The 20,115-nt window shown below is 72.1% G+C and carries 15 protein-coding genes; 13 read left to right on the forward strand and 2 right to left on the reverse strand.

Going from position 1 to position 20,115, the window contains the following annotated elements; translation table 11 throughout:
* The first annotated feature begins 171 nt into the window (after positions 1 to 171).
* From ACZ37P_RS11395 to ACZ37P_RS11420, 6 genes are all read left to right on the forward strand, one after another.
* Positions 172 to 1,128, forward strand: coding sequence for a hypothetical protein (locus ACZ37P_RS11395; RefSeq protein WP_355346695.1), 957 nt, complete (start codon positions 172 to 174; stop codon positions 1,126 to 1,128).
* A gap of 117 nt (positions 1,129 to 1,245) precedes the next feature.
* The gene (locus ACZ37P_RS11400; protein ID WP_355346692.1) at positions 1,246 to 2,784 is read left to right on the forward strand and encodes an APC family permease; all 1,539 of its coding nucleotides are present in this window, start codon (positions 1,246 to 1,248) and stop codon (positions 2,782 to 2,784) included.
* 130 nt (positions 2,785 to 2,914) lie between these two features.
* Positions 2,915 to 4,855, forward strand: coding sequence for a primary-amine oxidase (locus ACZ37P_RS11405; RefSeq protein WP_467346169.1), 1,941 nt, complete (start codon positions 2,915 to 2,917; stop codon positions 4,853 to 4,855).
* Between the two features lie 147 nt (positions 4,856 to 5,002).
* Positions 5,003 to 6,145, forward strand: coding sequence for a CaiB/BaiF CoA transferase family protein (locus tag ACZ37P_RS11410; protein ID WP_401718629.1), 1,143 nt, complete (start codon positions 5,003 to 5,005; stop codon positions 6,143 to 6,145).
* Between the two features lie 75 nt (positions 6,146 to 6,220).
* Complete coding sequence (locus tag ACZ37P_RS11415) at positions 6,221 to 7,435, forward strand: acetyl-CoA C-acetyltransferase (protein WP_467346172.1); 1,215 nt, start codon at positions 6,221 to 6,223, stop codon at positions 7,433 to 7,435.
* Positions 7,436 to 7,485: 50 nt separating this feature from the next.
* Positions 7,486 to 9,660, forward strand: a complete 2,175-nt coding sequence (locus ACZ37P_RS11420) for a 3-hydroxyacyl-CoA dehydrogenase NAD-binding domain-containing protein (protein ID WP_467346173.1) — start codon at positions 7,486 to 7,488, stop codon at positions 9,658 to 9,660.
* An 18-nt stretch (positions 9,661 to 9,678) separates the two neighbouring features.
* On the opposite strand, the gene ACZ37P_RS11425 is transcribed toward ACZ37P_RS11420, so the two are convergent.
* Complete coding sequence (locus tag ACZ37P_RS11425) at positions 9,679 to 10,410, reverse strand: MerR family transcriptional regulator (protein WP_401308191.1); 732 nt, start codon at positions 10,408 to 10,410, stop codon at positions 9,679 to 9,681.
* A 96-nt stretch (positions 10,411 to 10,506) separates the two neighbouring features.
* On the opposite strand from ACZ37P_RS11425, the gene ACZ37P_RS11430 reads away from it, so the two are divergent.
* Positions 10,507 to 11,988, forward strand: coding sequence for a M1 family metallopeptidase (locus ACZ37P_RS11430; protein WP_467346175.1), 1,482 nt, complete (start codon positions 10,507 to 10,509; stop codon positions 11,986 to 11,988).
* Positions 11,989 to 12,028: 40 nt separating this feature from the next.
* Positions 12,029 to 12,508: a macro domain-containing protein gene (locus ACZ37P_RS11435; RefSeq protein ID WP_391045717.1), complete on the forward strand. Its 480-nt coding sequence runs from the start codon at positions 12,029 to 12,031 to the stop codon at positions 12,506 to 12,508.
* 38 nt (positions 12,509 to 12,546) lie between these two features.
* On the opposite strand, the gene ACZ37P_RS11440 is transcribed toward ACZ37P_RS11435, so the two are convergent.
* Entirely contained in the window at positions 12,547 to 13,701 is a 1,155-nt protein-coding gene (locus ACZ37P_RS11440; RefSeq protein WP_467346177.1) for a fatty acid desaturase family protein, read from the reverse strand.
* 183 nt (positions 13,702 to 13,884) lie between these two features.
* Here ACZ37P_RS11440 and ACZ37P_RS11445 point away from each other — a divergent pair, with 183 nt between their 5' ends.
* The 5 genes from ACZ37P_RS11445 to ACZ37P_RS11465 all read left to right on the forward strand — a co-directional run bounded on the left by ACZ37P_RS11445 (position 13,885) and on the right by ACZ37P_RS11465 (position 20,110).
* Positions 13,885 to 14,406: a GNAT family N-acetyltransferase gene (locus ACZ37P_RS11445; RefSeq protein ID WP_355346665.1), complete on the forward strand. Its 522-nt coding sequence runs from the start codon at positions 13,885 to 13,887 to the stop codon at positions 14,404 to 14,406.
* 164 nt (positions 14,407 to 14,570) lie between these two features.
* Positions 14,571 to 17,006, forward strand: a complete 2,436-nt coding sequence (locus tag ACZ37P_RS11450) for a Tex family protein (RefSeq protein WP_467346220.1) — start codon at positions 14,571 to 14,573, stop codon at positions 17,004 to 17,006.
* Between the two features lie 126 nt (positions 17,007 to 17,132).
* Positions 17,133 to 19,115, forward strand: coding sequence for a Xaa-Pro dipeptidyl-peptidase (locus ACZ37P_RS11455; RefSeq protein ID WP_467346178.1), 1,983 nt, complete (start codon positions 17,133 to 17,135; stop codon positions 19,113 to 19,115).
* Positions 19,116 to 19,265: 150 nt separating this feature from the next.
* Positions 19,266 to 19,448: a hypothetical protein gene (locus ACZ37P_RS11460; RefSeq protein WP_188284361.1), complete on the forward strand. Its 183-nt coding sequence runs from the start codon at positions 19,266 to 19,268 to the stop codon at positions 19,446 to 19,448.
* Between the two features lie 104 nt (positions 19,449 to 19,552).
* Positions 19,553 to 20,110 (forward strand): NADAR family protein, encoded by a 558-nt coding sequence (locus tag ACZ37P_RS11465; protein WP_355346657.1) that lies wholly within the window; start codon positions 19,553 to 19,555, stop codon positions 20,108 to 20,110.
* Positions 20,111 to 20,115: the final 5 nt, after the last annotated feature.

Consider the following 20,115-nt stretch of genomic DNA (forward strand, 5'->3'; position numbering starts at 1 on the left):
GGCCGATCGCGCAGCCGAACCAGCGCATCCATCCCGATCCGTGTCCCAAACCCCCGTCACCATACGGGACTACAGCGAGACAACAGGTCCGGGCTTGATGCCACCCCGTGCCGACCGGTTGGCTGTGCGTGATCACATGACGTTACGCACGCCGTGGAGGGCTGCCCGCGGATGACCCCACCGCCGCCACCCTTCCGCTTCTCGCGTGGCAAGGACGACGTGGCTTTCGACCCGGCTCTCGGTGACGAGGAGCTGGTCGCGGCTCGTGCTGCCCTGGCCCACGGCCGCTGGGCGGAGACCCGTGACCTGCTGAGCCGTACCGGGGACAACTGGGACCGCCGAGGACATCGGCTGGTCGTCCTCGGCGAGGGCAAGAGCGCCGCCGCCTGGGCGGGCGAGTGGCAACTCGCCGAGCCCGAGAGCACGGACGCCGCCGCGCTGGCCGCGTTCGCGGCCGTCTTCCGCGCGGTCGCGGGCAAGCAGAGCGCCGAGTCGGCGCGCGAACTCTGCCTGCGCGCGGCCCGGATGACCCCGCGCGACCCGTCGCCGTGGCTCGCCCTGCTGGTGCTCGCGCGCCGCACCGGCACCGACGACGAGCAGGTGCGCGCCTTCGACCAGGCGCGCGGCCGGCACCGCGGCCACCACCACGCCCACCACCTGATGACGCAGTGCCTGGCGGAGCGTCAGAAGACCGACGGCGAGGACCCGTTCCACGAGGTGTACGAATTCGCCGAGTGGGCCGCTGACGAGGCGGGACGCGGATCGCCGCTGGCCGTACTGCCGTTGGTCGCGCTGGTGGAGCGCTACCGGGTGCTCGCGTCGGCCGACGTGCTGCCCGACGTCCCCAACGGCCTCCCGTACTGGGTCAGTCCGCGCGCCCGGCAGAGCGTGCGCATGGCCTTCGACTGGTGGCTCGAATGGCAGGGCTACGACCACTCGCGGTTGCTGCTCGACCTGAACTACCTTGCGTACGGCAAATTCCACGCGGGCGACACGGTGGAAGCCGCCGCCCTGTTCAACCGGATCGGGTCGGAGGCGACACGCACCCCGTGGTCGTATCCCGACCGCGACCCGAAGAAGGCGTTCCGCGCGGCGCGCAACTACGCGCTCGGCTTCGGTTCCGCCTAGGCCCCCACGGTCGTACTCACCCAGCAGGACACGCAGTTGGAACCACGCACGAAGAACCACGCTCGAAGACCGATCCAGTAAGACCCGAACCACGGACCACCGGAAGGACACCGCAGCATGCTGACGGGCAGTACAAGCGAGATCAGCACGTTCAAGGGCGAGCAACGCGCACTGCGCGCGGACCGGATCGGCGCACCGGCCCTCCTGCTCTCGGTCCTCGCCGCGACCGCGCCCCTGATGGTGGTGGCCGGTGTGGTGCCGACCACCTTCGCCACCATGGGTGTCGTCGGGGTGCCGCTGCTGTTCGTCATCGTCGGCCTCGTGCTGATCCTCTTCAGCTTCGGCTACGCCGAGATGAGCCGCCATGTGCACAACGCGGGCGCGCTGTACGCGTACATATCCAGGGGCCTGGGCGGCACCATGGGCGCCTGCGCCTCGTACGTCGCCCTGTTCGCGTACAGCATCATGCAGGTCGGTCTCTACGGGATCTTCGGCTACGAGATCTCCAGCCAGATCGCCCAGCACTGGAACCACAACGTGGCCTGGTGGATCCCGGCGCTCGGCGGAGTCGCGATCACCGCGATCTTCGGCGCGCTGAAGATCGACCTGAACGCGAAGACGCTCGGTGTGCTGCTGCTGGTCGAGACGCTGCTGACCGTCGTCTTCGACATCAGCTTCCTGTCCGACCCCGGCCCGCAGGGCGTCTCGGTGCACGCCTTCGACCCCAGCACGCTCAGCGGCGCGGGTCTGGGCACCGCCCTGTGCTTCACCATCGCCGGCTTCGTCGGCTTCGAACAGGCCCCGGTCTACGCCGAGGAGACCAGCGACGCCCAACGCGTCGTGTCCAAGGTGATGTTCACCGCGATCGGCTTCGCCACTCTCTTCTTCGCCTTCAGCGCCTGGGCGATCACCGTCGGCACCGGCCCCGACCACGTCGTGGGCGCCGCACAGGAGCAGGGTCCGAACCTGATCTTCTCGCTGAACCAGGCCCGCCTGGGCACCGCGTTCACCGACACCCTGAACATCTTCTTCATCACCGGCATCTTCGCCTCGATGCTGAGCTTCCACAACGTCGTCGCCCGCTACGCGTTCGCGATGGGCCGCGACGGTCTGCTGCCCTCGGCGGTCGGCCGTACCTCGAAGTCCAGCGGCGCCCCCGCCGTCGGCTCCTTCCTCCAGTCGATCGTCGCGCTGGCCGTCGTCGTGGCCTTCGCCGCCACCGACAACGGGAAGTTCGACCCGAAGTTCGGCCCGGACCCGACGGCCCCCGTGCTGCGCATGTTCACCTGGGCGGGCAACGTCGGCGCGCTCGGCATCGTGCTGCTGATGGCCACCGCGGCCATCGCCGTCATCGCCTTCTTCGTCAAGCGCGGCGCCGCCGGTGTGCAGGCATGGCGGCTGGTCACCTCGGCCGTCGCCGCTCTCGGGCTGCTGACCATCGCCGTCTACTCGGTGAAGGACTTCTCGGTGCTGCTGGGCGCCAACCCCGGCCACGGGCTGCGCTGGCTGCTGCCCGGCATCATCGCTCTGGCCGCCGCCATCGGACTGGTCTACGGTCTGATACTGCGCGCCAAGCGGCCCGAGGTGCACGCCAGGATCGGCCAGGGCAACGAGGCGTTCCAACTGGAGAAAGCCGCCGCGCAAGCGTCCTCCTGACCATCTCGCCAGGTCTCACCGCGACGGCCCGCCACACCCCACAGGGTGCGGCGGGCCGCCCGTTTTTTCCGGACCCATGTCCCGAACTCCCCGTCCCCGCAGCGTTCTTGTTCCGCCGTCAGGAGGCCCCATGACCGCGTCGGCCGCCACCACCACTCCGCATCCGCTCGACCCGCTGACCGCCGACGAGATCGACACGGCCCGCGCCGTACTGGAGGCGGAGGGCCTGGTGTCCGACGCCACCCGCTTCCCGCTCGTCCTGCCCGACGAGCCCGACCGGCACGCCGCGCTCGCCCACCGCGACGGCGACGCCTTCACCCGCCGGGTGCGTGTCACGCTGCTCGACTCCGCCACCGGCCGCGCCGCCGAGGCCCTGGTCGATGTCACCTCGCGCCTGCTGCTCGCCCACCGCGACCTGGACCCGGCCGCCGACGGCCAACCGCCGCTGCTGTTCGAGGAGTACGAGACCTGCGACGAGATCGTCAAGGCCGACCCCGCCTGGCGCGCGGCGATGGCCGAGCGCGGCGTCACCGACACCTCGCTGGTGATCGCGGCGCCGCTGGCCGCGGGCAACTTCGGCATCGCCTCCGAGACCGGCCGCCGCATGCTGCGCTCGCTGACCTTCCTGCGCTGCGACGAGAGCGACAACCCGTTCGCCCACCCGGTCGGCGGCCTGGTCGCGGAGGTCGACCTGATCGAGCGGCGCGTCGTACGCCTCATCGACACCGGCGCCGTCCCCACGCCCACCCAATGCGGGCGCTACGAGGCCGAGTTCAACGGACCGGCCCGCACCGACCTGCGCCCGCTGGAGATCGGCCAGCCGGAGGGGCCGTCCTTCACGCTCGAAGGCCCGGTGCTGAGCTGGCAGAACTGGCGGCTGCGGCTGGACTTCAACGCCCGCGAGGGCCTGGTGCTGCACCGGATCACGCACCGCGACGGCGACCGCGACCGGCTCGTCCTGCACCGCGCCTCGATCGCTGAGATGGCCGTGCCGTACGCGGAGCCCGACGCGGCCCGCAACTGGGTCTGCTACCTGGACGCGGGCGAGTACCTGCTCGGCCGCAACGCCAACGCGCTGCGCCTGGGCTGCGACTGCCTCGGCGAGATCGCGTACGTGGACGCCGTGCTGGCCGACGACCTCGGCCGCCCGGAGACGTTGAGCAACGCGATCTGCGTCCACGAGGAGGACGCGGGGCTGCTGTGGAAGCACACCAACATCTTCGACAACTTCGCGGTGGACAGCCGCCGTTCGCGCCGCCTGGTGATCTCGTACATCGCCACCCTCGGCAACTACGACTACGGCTTCTACTGGTATCTCCACCAGGACGGCACGATCGCCTTCGAGGCCAAGGCCACCGGGCTCGTGCAGACGTCGGCCGCCGTGCCGGGGGAGGGCTCGCCGCACGCCACCGAGATCGCGCCGGGGCTGCTCGCGCCGTACCACCAGCATCTGTTCTGCGCCCGGCTCGACGTGGCGGTGGACGGGCCGGCCAACACGGTCGAGGAAGTGGACGTCGTACGGCTGCCGATGGGCCCGGACAATCCGAACGGCAACGCCTTCACCACGCGCGCCACCGTGGTGGCCGACAGCGGTGACGCGGGCCGGGTCGCCGACCCGGCGGCCGGGCGGCGCTGGCGGATCAGCAACCCCGGCTCGCTCAACCGGATGGGCCGCCCGGTCGCGTACACCCTGCTGCCCGACGCGGGACCGACGCTGCTCGCGCAGCCCGGCTCACCGGTCGCGGAGCGCGTCACGTACGCCACCAAGCACCTGTGGGTGACCCGCTACCGCCCCGAGCGGCACTATCCGGACGGCGACTACCCCAACCAGCACCGGGGCGGGGCCGGTGTCGGTCAGTGGTCGCGGCCGGGCGAGGCGCTGGAGGACACCGACCTCACGCTGTGGCACTCCTTCGGGCCGACGCATCTGCCGCGCCTGGAGGACTGGCCGGTGATGCCGGTGGACACCTGCGGTTTCACGCTGAGACCGACCGGCTTCTTCGACCGCAACCCCACGCTCGACCTGCCCCGGGAGAGCGGACGCGGCTCCGGCGGCCACTGCCACCTGTGACGCCGCACGCGACGGCGACCGCCGACGGCGGGACCAGCGGCGGGACCAGCGGCGGGACCGGAGACGGAACCGAAGGCGAGTGAACCGGCTGAGCGAGCGCTCAGTCAGCTCTTGCCAAGACTGGAACACGTTCCTAGCATCATTGATGTGACATCAGAATTGTCAAACCGGGGCGCGGCGCCCGACGGCCCGCTGGCGGGCGTGCGTGTCGTCGAACTGGCCGGGATCGGTCCGGGACCGTTCGCCGCGATGCTCCTCGCCGACCTCGGCGCCGATGTCGTACGGGTGGACCGGCCGGGCGGCGCGGGCCTCGGCGTCGCGCCCGAGCACGACCTCACCAACCGCAACAAGCGCTCGGTGCTGGTCGACCTCAAGGCGGACCGGGGACCCGCGACCGTGCTCGACCTGGCCGCGCGCGCCGACATCCTCATCGAGGGCTACCGGCCGGGCGTCGCCGAGCGGCTGGGCGTCGGCCCCGACGCGTGCCTGGCCCGCAATCCGCGGCTCGTCTACGGCCGGATGACCGGCTGGGGCCAGAGCGGCCCGCTCGCCGACACCGCGGGCCACGACATCGCCTACCTCGCCGTGACCGGCGCGCTCGGCATGACGGGACCGGCCGACGGACCGCCGGTCGCGCCCGCCAACCTCCTCGGCGACTACGCGGGCGGCTCCCTCTACCTGGTCACCGGCGTCCTCGCCGCCCTCCACCACGCCCGCGCGCACGGCGAGGGACAGGTCGTGGACGCCGCGATCGTCGACGGCGTCGCGCACCTCACCACGATGATCCACGCCATCCTCGCCACCGGCCGCTGGCAGGACAGGCGCGGCGCCAACCTCCTGGACGGCGGCACCCCCTTCTACGGCGTCTACGAGACCTCCGACGGCCGGTACATGGCGGTCGGCGCCCTGGAACAGCGCTTCTACGACGAATTCGTCCGGCTGCTGGAACTGGCGCCGCGAGACGCGGCCCTGCGCACGGAACCCGGCCGCTGGCACGACCTGCGCGCCGCCCTCGCGGCCCGCTTCCGCACCCGCACCCGCGACGAGTGGACACGCGTCTTCGACGGGACGGACGCGTGCGTGGCGCCCGTACTCTCGTTGGGTGAGGCCCCGCACCACCCGCACCTGGCCGCCCGCGGCACCTTCACCGAGGCGGCCGGGACCGTGCAGCCCGCGCCCGCGCCGCGGCTGTCCGCGACACCGGGCACCCTGCGCCGGCCGCCCGCGCCGCCCGGCGCGCACACCGCGGAGGTCGCCCGCGACTGGGACGCCCCCGCACTGCTGGACTGAGACCCGTACGGCAGCACCTCCCGGACACCGCGCCGGACCAGGACACCCCGCCCCACCCTCCAGAAAGGCACGACGTTGAGCACCGAGGCCTACGTCTACGACGCCGTACGCACCCCGCGCGGGCGCGGAAAGGCGAACGGATCCCTGCACGGCACCAAGCCGATCGACCTCGTCGTCGGCCTCATCCACGAACTGCGGCGCCGCTTCCCGACCCTGGACCCGGCCGCCGTCGACGACATCGTGCTCGGCGTCGTCAGCCCGATCGGTGACCAGGGCTCGGACATCGCGCGGATCGCGGCCATCGCCGCGGGCCTGCCCGACACCGTCGCGGGCGTCCAGGAGAACCGCTTCTGCGCCTCCGGGCTCGAAGCGGTCAACCTGGCGGCGGCCAAGGTGCGTTCCGGCTGGGAGGACCTGATCCTCGCGGGCGGCGTCGAGTCCATGTCGCGCGTCGCGATGGGCTCGGACGGCGGCGCCTGGGCCATGGACCCCATGACCTCGTACGAGACCGGCTTCGTGCCGCAGGGCGTCGGCGCCGACCTGATCGCCACCCTCGGCGGCTGGACCAGGCACGACGTGGACTCCTTCGCCGCGCTCTCCCAGGAACGCGCCGCGGAGGCGTGGAAGCAGGGCTACTTCGCCCGCTCCGTCGTGCCCGTGCTCGACTGCAACGGCCTCACCGTCCTGGACCACGACGAGTTCATCCGCCCCGGCACCACCCCCGAGACCCTCGCCAAGCTCAAGCCGTCCTTCGCCGACATCGGCGACCTGGGCGGCTTCGACGCCGTCGCGCTCCAGAAGTACCACTGGGTCGAGGCCATCGACCACGTCCACCACGCGGGCAACTCCTCCGGCATCGTGGACGGCGCCGCGCTCGTCGCCATCGGCAACCGCGAGATCGGCGAGCGCTACGGCCTCACCCCCCGCGCCCGGATCGTCTCGGCCGCCGTCTCCGGCTCCGAGCCGACCATCATGCTGACCGGCCCCGCCCCCGCCTCCCGCAAGGCCCTCGCCAAGGCCGGGCTGACCATCGACGACATCGACCTGATCGAGATGAACGAGGCGTTCGCCGCCGTCGTGCTGCGCTTCGCCTCCGACATGGGCGTCAGCATCGACAAGGTCAACGTCAACGGCGGCGCCATCGCGCTCGGCCACCCGCTCGGCGCGACCGGCGCGATGATCCTCGGCACCCTCATCGACGAACTGGAGCGCCGCGACCAGCGGTACGGGCTCGCCACCCTCTGCGTCGGCGGCGGCATGGGCGTCGCCACCGTCGTCGAACGTCTCTGACCCCTGCCCCCTCACGTGCCCCCTCACGGATCCAACGGAGCCCGAAGACCATGAGCGAGTCCACCACCATCCGCTGGGAGCAGGACACCGACGGCATCGTCACCCTGGTCCTGGACGACCCCGCGCAGTCCGCGAACACCATGAACGCGGCCTTCGCCGATTCCCTCGACGCCACCCTCGACCGCCTCGAAGCCGAACTCGACGGCGTGCGCGGCATCATCGTCACCTCCGCGAAGAAGACCTTCTTCGCGGGCGGCGACCTGCGCGACCTGATCCGCGCCACCCCGGAGAACGCGGCCGACGTCCTCGCCGGATCGCTGCGCATCAAGCGCCGCCTGCGCCGCCTGGAAACCCTCGGCAAGCCGGTCGTCGCGGCCATCAACGGAGCGGCGCTCGGCGGCGGTTACGAGATCGCGCTGGCCTGCCACCACCGCATCGCGCTCGACACGCCCGGCACCAAGATCGGCCTGCCCGAGGTGACGCTCGGCCTGCTGCCCGGCGGCGGCGGAGTCGTCCGCACCGTCCGGCTGCTCGGCATCGCCGACGCGCTGCTGAAGGTCCTGCTCCAGGGCCGGCAGTACGCGCCGCAGCGCGCTCTGGAGGCCGGTCTCATCCACGAGGTCGCCACCGACCGGGACGCCATGCTGGCGAGCGCGCGGGCGTACGTCCTGGCCCACCCCGACGCCCGGCAGCCCTGGGACACCCCCGGCTACAAGATCCCCGGCGGCACCCCGAAGAGTCCCGCCTTCGCGGCGAATCTGCCGGCCTTCCCCGCCAATCTGCGCAAGCAGCTCGCGGGCGCGCCCTACCCGGCGCCGCTGGCGATCCTGTCCGCCGCCGTCGAGGGCTCGCAGGTCGACATCGACACCGCCACCCTCATCGAGGCCCGCTACTTCACCGAGCTGGCTTGCGGCCGGACCTCGAAGAACATGATCCAGGCGTTCTTCTTCGACATGCAGGCCGTCAACTCCGGCGCCAGCCGCCCCGAGGGCTTCCCGGCCCGGCCGGTCACCAAGGTCGCGGTCCTCGGCGCGGGCATGATGGGCGCGGGCATCGCGTACTCCTGCGCGCGCGCCGGAATCGACGTCGTCCTCAAGGACGTCACCGCGGAGGCCGCCGAGCGCGGCAAGGCGTACTCCGTGACGCTGCTCGACAAGGCGCTGGCCAAGGGCCGCACCACCCCGCACAAGCGGGACGCGCTGCTCGCCCGGATCACCCCGACCGCCGACCCGGCGGACCTGGCGGGCTGTGACGCCGTCATCGAGGCGGTCTTCGAGGACGCCACGCTCAAGCACAAGGTCTTCCAGGAGATCGAGCACATCGTGGCGCCCGACGCGCTGCTCTGCTCCAACACCTCCACGCTGCCCATCTCGGCGCTCGCCGAAGGCGTGCGGCGGCAGGACGACTTCATCGGCCTGCACTTCTTCTCGCCGGTCGACAAGATGCCGCTGGTGGAGATCATCAAGGGCGAGCGGACCGGTGACGAGGCGCTGGCCCGCGCCTTCGACCTGGTGCGGCAGATCCGCAAGACGCCGATCGTCGTCAACGACTCGCGCGGCTTCTTCACCTCCCGCGTCATCGGCCACTTCATCAACGAGGGCGTCGCCATGGTCGGCGAGGGCGTCGCGGCGGCCTCCGTCGAACAGGCCGCGGCCCAGGCGGGTTACCCCGCCAAGGTGCTGTCGCTCCTCGACGAGCTGACGCCCACCCTGCCGCGCAAGATCCGCCGCGAGACGCGTACCGCGATCGAGGCGGAGGGCGGCCAGTGGCAGGAGCACCCGGCCGAGCGGGTCATCGACCGCATGGTGGACGAGTTCGAGCGGACCGGGCGCAGCGGCGGCGCGGGCTTCTACGACTACGCGGACGGCCGCCGTACCCGGCTGTGGCCCGGTCTTGCGGAGCATTTCGGTAAACCCGGCATCGAGATCCCGATGCGGGACATGCAGGAGCGGATGCTCTTCGCGGAGTCGCTGGACACGGTCCGGCTGCTCGAAGAAGGCGTCCTCACCTCGGTCGCCGACGCCAACATCGGCTCCATCCTCGGCATCGGCTTCCCCGCCTGGACCGGCGGCGTCCTTCAGTACATCAACGGCTACGAGGGCGGCGTCGCGGGCTTCACCGCCCGCGCCCGCGAACTGGCCGACACCTATGGCGAGCGTTTCGCACCGCCCGCGCTGCTGGTGGCGAAGGCCGAGAGCGGGGAGACGTTCACGGACGGGCGCTGAGGTGTAGGCGCTCAGGCGCTACGGGGAACGCTGCGGGTTCTGCTCGGGGTCCGGCTTCGGCGAGGGCACCGGCCAGGCCCGCAGCTCCTCCTTCAGCGACCGCTGAAAGGCGGTGACCAGCGCCTGTACGACCAGCGGCTGCATCTGGGCCGACAGCGACCGCATCCGCTCCGGGCGGTCCGGCTCCCCCACCTCGTCCAGGAAGATCCGGCCCAGCTCGTGGGCGGCGGCCCGCGCGTGCTCCAGCATCACCTCGCGCGCGGCCAGGACCGTCTCCACGGGAAAGGGCACGTCCAGCAGCCGCACCCCCAGGTGCAGGATGCCCGGATCCACCCGGAAGGCGTCGGGGTCGTCGGTGCGCTCCAGCACGTTCATGGCCGCGAGCCGGTCCAGGTCCGCGTCGTCCAGCGGGCGCCCCGCGCGGCGTTCGAGCCGCTCCCGGTCGATCTCCTGGCTGCCCTCCGGCAGCCAGGACGCCACCAGGGCGCGGTGGATCGCCAGGTCGTGGGCGCTGATGTCGGCGGGGAGCTGCTGGAGATAGCGCTCGATCGCCGCCAGGGTGAGGCCCTGGTGCCGCAACTCCTCGATCAGCGCCAGCCGGGACAGGTGCGCGGCGCCGTATCGGCCCACCCGGCGCGGACCGATGTCGGGCGGCGGGAGCAGGCCGCGGGCGCTGTAGAAGCGGACGGTGCGCACCGTCACCCCGGCGCGGGCGGCCAGCTCGTCGATGGTGAGAGCGGTCTGGGGCACCTGGACAGTATCGCTGTCGCACCAGCGCTGTGAAAGTCCCCGCACGCCGTACGGCGGACGCCTCCGCCCGGCCCCGAGCCTCGTACGCTGGCCCGCGTGCGCCTGTTCCCGCCGCCGCGCGCGGCCCTGCCGATCCTGCTCGCGTGCTCCTTGGCGTGCTGCCTGTCGTGCTCCGGCGGCGGCACGGCGGCCCCCGACCGCACGGCCGCCGACCGCACGGCCCCCGACCGTACGGGCCACGCCTCGGGCTCCGCCGACGTCGGGGCGCCCGGCGTCGGCGACCGGCTCTTCCCGCGGGCGGGCAACGGCGGATACGACGTCACGCACTACGGCCTCGACCTCGCGTACGACCCCGGCTCAGGAAAGCTGCGCGGCACGGCGGTCGTCACCGCCACCGCCACCCAGCCGCTCGCGCGCTTCGACCTCGACCTGTCGGGGCTCACCGTCACCCGCGTGACCGTCGACGGGCGGAGCGCCGCCGTGGACCGCGCGGACAGCGAGCTGAGGGTCACGCCCGCGACGCCGCTGCGCGACGGCGCGCGCTTCGAGACGACCGTGACGTACGAAGGCGTCCCGCCGACCCTCACCGACCCGGACGGCTCGCACGAGGGCTGGTTCCGTACCGACGACGGCGCGCTCGCCCTGGGCGAACCGGTCGGTGCCATGGCCTGGTTCCCTTCGAACAACCACCCCTCGGACAAGGCCGCCTACGACATCACCGTCACCGTCCCCCACGGTCTCACCGCCGTGTCCAACGGCGAATTGGTCGACAGCGCCGACCACGGCGGCGAGACCGCGTTCCACTGGCGCGCCAAGGAGCCGATGGCGACGTATCTGGCCACCGTCGCCATCGGGCACTTCGACATCACGCGGTCCCGTACCGGTGGCGGGGTGCCGGTCTACGTGGCGGTCGACCCGCGCTCCGACGACCCGACGACGGCGGCGGCGCTGCGCCGTATCCCGGAGATCGTGGACTGGGAGAGCGGGCTGTTCGGGCCCTATCCCTTCTCGTCCGTCGGCGCGATCGTCGACCACCTGCCGAGCGGGCGGGTCGGGTACGCGCTGGAGGCCCAGACGAAGCCGGTCTTCCCCGGCGACGGCGAGCCGGGCGACCCCGCCGTGCCGCTGGACACCCTCGTCCACGAACTGTCCCACCAATGGTTCGGCGACTCCGTCACGCCCGCCGCCTGGCAGGACATGTGGCTCAACGAGGGCTTCGCGACCTACGCCGAGTGGCTGTGGCAGGAGCACGAGGGCGGGCGCACCGTCGAGCGGAGCGCCGCAGCGGCCCTGGCCGACCCCGCCAACAGCGCCTTCCCGCCCGCCGCGCCGCCCGGCCCCGACCGCATCTCCGACGCCCCCGTGTACGGCGGCGGCGCCCTCGTCCTCTACCAACTCCGCGAAGCCCTCGGCCCGACCGCCTTCGCCACCCTCCTCCGCACCTGGCCCGCCGCCCGCCGCCACGGCAACGCCACCACCGCCGACTTCACCGCCTTCTGCCAACGCCTCACCCCCCACGACCTCACCCCGCTGTTCACCGCCTGGCTCCACACCACCCACCACCCGTCGTCGCTTTAAGCGCGGGCGCGTTGTCAGTGGTCGCGCTTACCGTGGCGGCATGGGGGAGATCACGTATGTGCGGGGAGACGCCACCGCACCACAGGGCAAGGGCGTCAAAGTCATCGCGCATGTCTGCAACGACCTGGGCGGCTGGGGCAAGGGCTTCGTCGTCGCCGTGTCGCGCCGCTGGCCGGAGCCCGAGGCCGCCTACCGGCGCTGGCACCGCGAGCGGGCGCGCAACGACTTCGGCCTCGGCGCACTCCAGTTGGTGCGGGTCGGCAGCTATGTGTGGGTGGCCAACCTGATCGGCCAGCGCGGCATGCGCACCGGCAGCAAGGGTGTGCCGGTGCGGTACGAGGCGATCGACGCCGCCCTCGCGGCGCTCGGCGACCGGGCGTTGGAGCTGGGCGCCTCCGTGCACATGCCGAGGATCGGCTGCGGTCTGGCAGGCGGGCGGTGGGCGCGGGTCGAGCCGCTGGTGACCGCGCGGCTCGTGGAACGCGGGGTGGCCGTCACGGTCTACGACCGTGACGGCTGAGCCGCCGGGGGTGCGGAAGGGGGGCGGCGGTGGGGAGTTCAGACGGCGGGGGAGCGCAGGGGGGCGCCCACGGAGTGCATGTGGGACAGGGCCTGGACGTAGGAGTCGATCAGGCCGGTCTCGGTGTAGGGGATGGACAGACGGCGGCAGTGGGCGCGCACCAGCGGCTGGGCGAGGCGCAGGTGCGGGCGGGGGAGGCTGGGGAAGAGGTGGTGTTCGACCTGGTAGTTGAGCCCGCCGAGGAACCAGTCGGTGACCGGATTGCCGCGCACATTGCGGGAGGTGAGCACCTGACGGCGCAGATGACCCCAGCGCGAGCCCTCCTCGGGCATCTCCATGCCCTTGTGGTTGGGCGCGAAGGCACAGCCCAGGTGCAGCCCGAACAGCGCGTGGTGCACGAGGGCGAACACGACCGCCTGCCACACCGGCATCGCGAACAGCAGCAGCGCCGCGTAACCCGCCAGGTGGGCCACCAGCAGCGAGCCCTCGACCAGCCGTTGCCGCGGCTCCTGCCGCTTCAGCTCCTGGAGACTCGCCACCTTCAGGGCCAGCCCCTCCAGCAGCAGCATCGGGAAGAACAGCCGCGCCTGATGACGGGTCAGGAAGCGCGCGAAACCCTCCCGCTCGACCGCCTGCGCCTGCGTCCACACCAGCGCGCCGACCTCGACGTCCGGATCCTTGCCCACGTGGTTCGGATTGGCGTGGTGCCGATTGTGCTTGTCGGTCCACCAGCCCGCGCCCATGCCCAGCAGCAGGTTGCCGTGGACGAGCCCGATCAGCCGGTTCGTACGACGGCTCTCGGCGATCTGGTGGTGCCCGGCGTCGTGCCCGATGAACGCGGTACGCGCCCCCAGCACCGCCGCGGGCAGAGCGAGCGCCACCACCCACCACGAACCCGTCCCGCCGACCAGCACCACCGCCGACCACACCGCGGCGACGGCCACGAGATTCAGCGCGATCGACTTCGCGTAGTGGTCCACGCGCCGCCGCAGCAGCCCGGCCGCCTTGACCTCGCGCAGCAGCGGCGCGAAATCACTGCCCGATCCCGATCCCGATCCTGGTCCCGCCCCCGTACCGGCGTCCGCCCCCGTACCGGCGTCCGCCCCCGTACCGGCGGAGTCCGCGTCCGGGCCCGCCGTCCCGTCGGACCGCCGTCCCGGCGCGTCGATGATCGTGCTGGTCGCTGTAGCCATGGGCGCTCCTCGGGGTCCGGCGATGGCCGGTTCGACGTCCGGTGTCTGGCCTGACCGGCCACACCTCGACGCTATGGACTGCCACTGATCCCCGACCATGGCGCCATCACCCGGTTCCCCGGGGTGGCAGACCCCGGAAAAACCTGGGGATAACCCCACCTACGCGCTGCCAGGATGTCCGGCGTGACGACGAACAACACGCACGCGACCGACTGGGCGGTCGCGCCTGTACCCATCACCGGCCCCGAGGCGGCGACGCTGTTGCGCCGCTACTACACCGAGCTGGTCAGCCGCTTTTACGGCCGTCCGACGGACGACGCCGAGGTCTCCGCCGTGCTCGCGGAGGAGCCCAGCGACGATCTCGTGCCACCCACCGGAGAATTCCTCGCCGTCCGGCTCGCCGGCGCTCCTGCCCGCGGCGTACCGGTCGGCTGTGTGGGCCTGCGCGTCCTCGACGCGCACACCATGGAGCTGACCCGGATGTATGTCGGCCCCGAAGCCCGCGGCCAGGGCGTCGCGGGCCTGCTCATCGGCGCCGCGGAAACCCTCGCCCGCGGCACCTTCCACGCGGACACGATCCGCCTGGACACGCGCAAGGACCTGGTGGAGGCCCGTGCGCTGTACGCCAAGCACGGCTACAGGGAGATCGCCCGCTACAACACGAGCCCATACGCGGACCACTGGTTCGAAAAGCGGCTGCGGTGAGCTGATTCGGCGGGGACAGGGCCTGGTGCGGGGGCCACTGTCAACAGCCTCACCGCACCCGCACAACGAGCCGGAACCGCGCATCGTTCCCGCCGCCCGCGGCCGGTCGCGGGCGGGTGACGTCTAACATGCAGTGAACAGCCGAGCACACGAGGAGCGAGATCATCAGCGGTAACGGATCGGTCGAGCGCAGGATCGCCGAGGAACTGGGCGTACGCGAAGGGCAGGTGCGCTCCGCCGTCGAACTGCTCGACGGCGGAGCGACCGTGCCGTTCATCGCGCGGTACCGCAAGGAAGCCACCGGCACCCTGGACGACGCGCAACTGCGCGCTCTCGAGGAGCGGTTGCGCTACCTGCGCGAGCTGGACGAACGGCGCGCGGCCGTCCTGGAGTCCATCGAGTCCCAGGGCAAGCTGGACGACGCGCTGAAGGCGCAGATCATGGCCGCCGACTCCAAGGCGCGCCTGGAGGACATCTACCTGCCCTTCAAGCCCAAGCGCCGCACCAAGGCCCAGATCGCCCGTGAGGCGGGTCTGGAACCGCTGGCCGACCTGCTGCTGGCCGATCCGGAGACCGACCCGCAGGCCGAGGCCGCGAAGTACGTCTCCTCCGACAAGGGCGTGGAGGACCCGGCGGCGGCGCTCGAGGGCGCGCGCTCCATCCTCACCGAGCGCTTCTCCGAGGACGCCGACCTGGTCGGCGAGCTGCGCACCCGGATGTGGACGCGCGGCAGGCTCGTCGCGAAGGTGCGCGAGGGCAAGGAGGAGCCGGGCGCCAAATTCTCCGACTACTTCGACTTCGCCGAGCCCTTCACCAAGCTCCCCTCGCACCGCGTGCTGGCCATGCTCCGCGGCGAGAAGGAGGAGATCCTCGACCTCACCCTGGAGCCGGAGGAGCCCACCGAGGGACCGTCCAGCTTCGAGCGGCGGATCGCGCAGAACTTCGACATCGCCGACCGCGGACGCCCCGCCGACAAATGGCTCGGCGACACCGTGCGCTGGGCCTGGCGCACCCGCTTCCTGGTCCGCCTCGGGATCGACCTGCGCGTCCAGCTCCGCCAGGAGGCCGAGGACGAGGCGGTACGGGTCTTCGCCGCGAATCTCCGCGACCTGCTGCTCGCCGCGCCCGCGGGCACCCGCGCCACCATGGGCCTGGACCCCGGCCTGCGCACGGGCGTCAAGGTCGCCGTGGTCGACGACACCGGCAAGGTGGTCGCCACCGACACGATCTACCCGCACGTGCCGCGCAACAAGTGGGACGAGTCGCTGGCCACCCTCGCCCGGCTCGCGAAGGCCCACCGCGTCGACCTGATCGCCATCGGCAACGGCACGGCCTCCCGCGAAACCGACAAGCTCGCCGCCGACCTGATCAAGCTGCACCCCGATCTGAAGCTCACCAAGGCCGTCGTCTCCGAGGCGGGCGCCTCGGTCTACTCCGCCTCGGCCTACGCCTCCGCCGAACTCCCCGAGCTCGACGTGTCCCTGCGCGGCGCCGTCTCCATCGCCCGCCGCCTCCAGGACCCGCTCGCCGAACTGGTGAAGATCGACCCGCGCTCGATCGGCGTCGGCCAGTACCAGCACGACCTGTCGGAGCTGAAGCTCTCCCGCTCCCTGGACGCGGTCGTCGAGGACTGCGTCAACGGCGTCGGCGTGGACGTCAACACCGCGTCCGTACCGCTGCTGCGCCGCGTCTCGGGCATCACCGAGGGCCTGGCGGGCAACATCGTCGCCCACCGCGACGCCAACGGACCCTTCCGTACCCGCAAGGACCTCAAGGAGGTCGCGCGGCTCGGCCCTAAGGCGTACGAGCAGTGCGCGGGCTTCCTGCGGATCGTGGACGGCGACGACCCGCTGGACGCCTCCAGCGTGCACCCCGAGTCGTATCCGGTGGTGCGGCGGATCAGCGGCACCGCGAAGACCGACATCAAGTCGCTGATCGGCAACGGCCCGGTGCTGCGGACGCTGCGCCCGCAGTACTTCGTGGACGACTCCTTCGGTCTGCCGACCGTCACCGACATCCTCGCCGAGCTGGAGAAGCCGGGCCGCGACCCGCGTCCGGCCTTCAAGACCGCCACCTTCAAGGACGGCGTCGAGGAGATGAAGGACCTCAGGCCGGGGATGATCCTCGAAGGCGTCGTCACCAATGTCGCCGCCTTCGGCGCCTTCGTGGACGTCGGCGTCCACCAGGACGGCCTGGTCCATGTCTCCGCGCTCTCCGACACCTTCGTGTCCGACCCGCGCGAGGTCGTCAAGCCCGGTGACATCGTCCGCGTGAAGGTGCTGGACGTCGACCTGCCGCGCAAGCGGATCTCGCTGACGCTGCGCCTGGACGACGAGCCGGGCGCCGGGCGCCAACAGCGCGGCGGCGGGGCCGGTGGCGGCGGCGAGCGCCGCAGCGGACCGCCCCGGCAGGGCGGCGGCCAGGGCCAGAACCGACAGGGCGGCCAGGGTCAGAACCGGCAAGGCGGCGGCCAGGGCAGGCAGGGCCAGGGCGGCGGCCAGGGCCAGGGCGGCGCACGCCGCGGCGGCGGTCAACAGCCCGCGCCCGGCGGCGCGATGGCCGACGCCCTGCGCAGGGCGGGCCTGACCGGCAACAAGTAGCCGACGACGTACGACCGTTGAGGCGGCGGGGCCAGCACCTCCGCACACCCCCCTGCCGCCTCAGCCGTCCCAGGACCTTGCGTACGCCCCCTGTTGACGTGGCCTGGTCAGGCGCTAGCCTCTGGCGTGCTCTCCCTCACGCGGGCTGCCCGCTTCCAGTGGATATCCGTGGTGGTGGCGGTACTCGCCGCCCTGGCCGCCGTACTCACCGCTCCGTCCTCCGCGTACGCCGGTACCCCCGGCGGCGCAGGAGGCGGAACCGTACGGCACGGTCTCAGCCAACCCGACTACTCCTACGCCAACGCGATCCGCGAGGCCGTCTGGGTGGACACCGGTCTCGACGGTGACGGCGACGGCCGCACCGACCGGGTCGCGGTGGACATCGTCCGCCCCTCGGAGCCCGCCGCCGCCGGGCGCAAGGTCCCCGTGATCATGGATGCGAGCCCGTACTACTCCTGCTGCGGACGCGGCAACGAGAGCCAGCTCAAGACCTATGACGCCAACGGGAACATCGTCCAGGCGCCGCTGTTCTACGACAACTACTTCGTGCCCCGCGGCTACGCGACCGTCCTGGTCGACCTCGCGGGCACCGACCGCTCCGACGGCTGCGTGGACGTCGGCGGCCCCTCCGACGTGCGGTCCGCGAAGGCCGTCGTCGACTGGCTCAACGGCCGCGCCCGCGGCTACAGCGCCCGCTCCGGCGGCCACGCGGTCTCGGCGGGCTGGACCAACGGCAACGTCGGCATGATCGGCAAGAGCTGGGACGGCACCATCGCCAACGGCGTCGCCGCCACCGGGGTGCGCGGCCTGAAGACCATCGTGCCGATCAGCTCCATCTCCTCCTGGTACGACTACTACTTCCACCAGGGCGCGGCGCTCCAGGACGGCCCCGAGTGGCTGTCGGACTACGTCGAGAGCGACAGCGCGCACGCCAACTGCGCCGCCGCCCAGCAGAAGATCATCGACGGCTCGCCGCGCAGCGGGGACTGGACGCCGTTCTGGACCGCGCGGGACTACGTGAAGGACGCGGGCAAGGTACGGGCCAGCGTCTTCGCCGTGCAGGGCATGCAGGACCTCAACGTCCGCACCAAGCACTTCGGCCAGTGGTGGCAGGCGCTCGCCGCGCACGGCGTCGAGCGCAAGGTGTGGCTGTCGCAGACCGGCCACGTCGACCCCTTCGACTACCGGCGCACCGACTGGGTCCCCACCCTCCAGCGCTGGTTCGACCACTATCTGCTGGGCGTCGACAACGGCATCCAGCGGCAGCCGATGGCCGACATCGAGCGCACCGTCGACCACTGGACCACCGACCGCGTGTGGCCGCCCGCCACGACCCGCACCACCTCGCTCAGCCTGAGCCCGACGGCCACCGACGGCCTGGGCACGCTCGGCACCCGGCACGCCGGGCCCGGCAGCACCGAGTCGTTCACCGACGACCCGAACCTGTGGGAGGAGGACTGGGCGGCGGCGGCCGACACCGCGACCGCGGCCAAGACCGTCTTCACCACCGGGACGCTCGCCAAGGACCTGCGGCTGTCCGGCGGCGGCACCTTCACCGTGACCGCCACCTCGTCCACCACCAGCGCGCACCTGTCGGCGGTCCTGGTCGACCTCGGGCCGGCCACCATCCGTGACTTCCTCGGCAACGGCGAGGGCATCACCACCCTGGCCACCCGCTCCTGCTACGGGGAGAGCACCGCGGGCGACAGCGCCTGCTACCTCGACACCGCCGCCGACACCACGACCGTCGACCACACGGTCTTCAGCCGCGGCTGGGCCGACCTCGGGCACTACGCGTCGCTCTCCCACGGCGTGCCGCTCACCCCGGGCAAGCCGTACACCATGACCGTCCAGCTCGCGGCCACCGACCACGTCGTACCGGCGGGGCACCGGCTCGCGCTGATCGTCGCGGGCACCGACGGCGGCCTCATCCTGCCGCCCGACACGACCCCCAAGGTCACCGTCGACCTGTCGCACTCCGTGCTGAGGCTGCCGCTGGTCGGCGGTTCCGGCGCGCTGTCGACCCGTGCGGGCGCGGCGCCCCGCGGCAAGGCCGCGCTGACCGCCGCTCCGGCGCCCTCCGTGGCCCCGGCCGCCCGGCTGGGCTGACGCCCGGCCTGGTTCCCCCCGCGTCCCGGCGTTACGGTTACAGGGATACGGCCCTCGGGACGCGGGGGGAACCACGGTTGTCCGCGGCGCGTTCTCCTGGGTAGAAGCGGTGAGGGCGCGGCGCTTGCCGCCGTGAACGGAGGCGGGGAAATGTCGAATCGCGCGAAGATCGTCATCGGTGGCGTGGCGTTGGGTCTGTTCCTGTGGATCTGGATCCCCTTCTGGGCTGTCGTCCTGGTCATCGTGGGCGTGCCCGCGATCGCCTACTTCTCCCTCGACTCCTCGCAGCGGCGTCGGCTGCGGCGCGTGAGCCGTCGGCAAATAGGTCGCTGACCTGGTACGACCCCCGATAGTGTGCCGCTGCGACCAGGGCACCGAAGCCGGGCGAACACGTCCCGTTCCCGTGTCGCCGCGGCACGAGAGGGCCTGATCAGACGATGGCGACGGACATCCGGTCCACCCAGGACCTGCTCGACCACACCGGGGACCGGCTGAAGTATCTGTACTTCTGGGGCCACCGCCCGCAGCGCGACGGAAGCGTCGGTGCCGGCTGCCTCAGCCAGTGGTGGCCCGCGCCCTTCACCGTCGACGGCGTCACCTACGCGACCGCCGAGCACTGGATGATGGCGGGCAAGGCCCGGCTCTTCGACGACCCCGACGCCGAGCGGCGGGCTGTCGCGGCGGGCCACCCGAAGACCGCCAAGAGCGTCGGCCGCACCGTCCGCGGCTTCGACCAGGCCGTGTGGGAAGCGGAGCGCTTCGGCCTGGTCATCGAAGGCAATGTTCACAAATTCCGGCAGCACCCCGACCTGCTGGCCTACCTGCTCGGCACCGGGGGCCGCGTCCTGGTCGAGGCCAGCCCGATGGACCGGGTCTGGGGCATCGGACTGGCCGCCGACGACGAGCGCGCCGCGGACCCGGCCACCTGGCGCGGGCTGAATCTGCTGGGCTTCGCCTTGATGGAGGCGAGGGCCCGGCTGGCGGCGGAGGGCTAGTCCCG

It is taken from the genome of Streptomyces sp. NPDC024632 (assembly GCF_055559175.1).

Bases quoted from the DNA above. Each gene is read 5' to 3' on its own strand.
- ACZ37P_RS11395 (WP_355346695.1), top strand. From the start codon at position 172: ATGACCCCACCGCCGCCACCCTTCCGCTTCTCGCGTGGCAAGGACGAC.
- ACZ37P_RS11400 (WP_355346692.1), top strand. From the start codon at position 1,246: ATGCTGACGGGCAGTACAAGCGAGATCAGCACGTTCAAGGGCGAGCAA.
- ACZ37P_RS11405 (WP_467346169.1), top strand. From the start codon at position 2,915: ATGACCGCGTCGGCCGCCACCACCACTCCGCATCCGCTCGACCCGCTG.
- ACZ37P_RS11420 (WP_467346173.1), top strand. From the start codon at position 7,486: ATGAGCGAGTCCACCACCATCCGCTGGGAGCAGGACACCGACGGCATC.
- ACZ37P_RS11435 (WP_391045717.1), top strand. From the start codon at position 12,029: ATGGGGGAGATCACGTATGTGCGGGGAGACGCCACCGCACCACAGGGC.
- ACZ37P_RS11440 (WP_467346177.1), bottom strand. From the start codon at position 13,701: ATGGCTACAGCGACCAGCACGATCATCGACGCGCCGGGACGGCGGTCC.
- ACZ37P_RS11460 (WP_188284361.1), top strand. From the start codon at position 19,266: ATGTCGAATCGCGCGAAGATCGTCATCGGTGGCGTGGCGTTGGGTCTG.
- ACZ37P_RS11465 (WP_355346657.1), top strand. From the start codon at position 19,553: ATGGCGACGGACATCCGGTCCACCCAGGACCTGCTCGACCACACCGGG.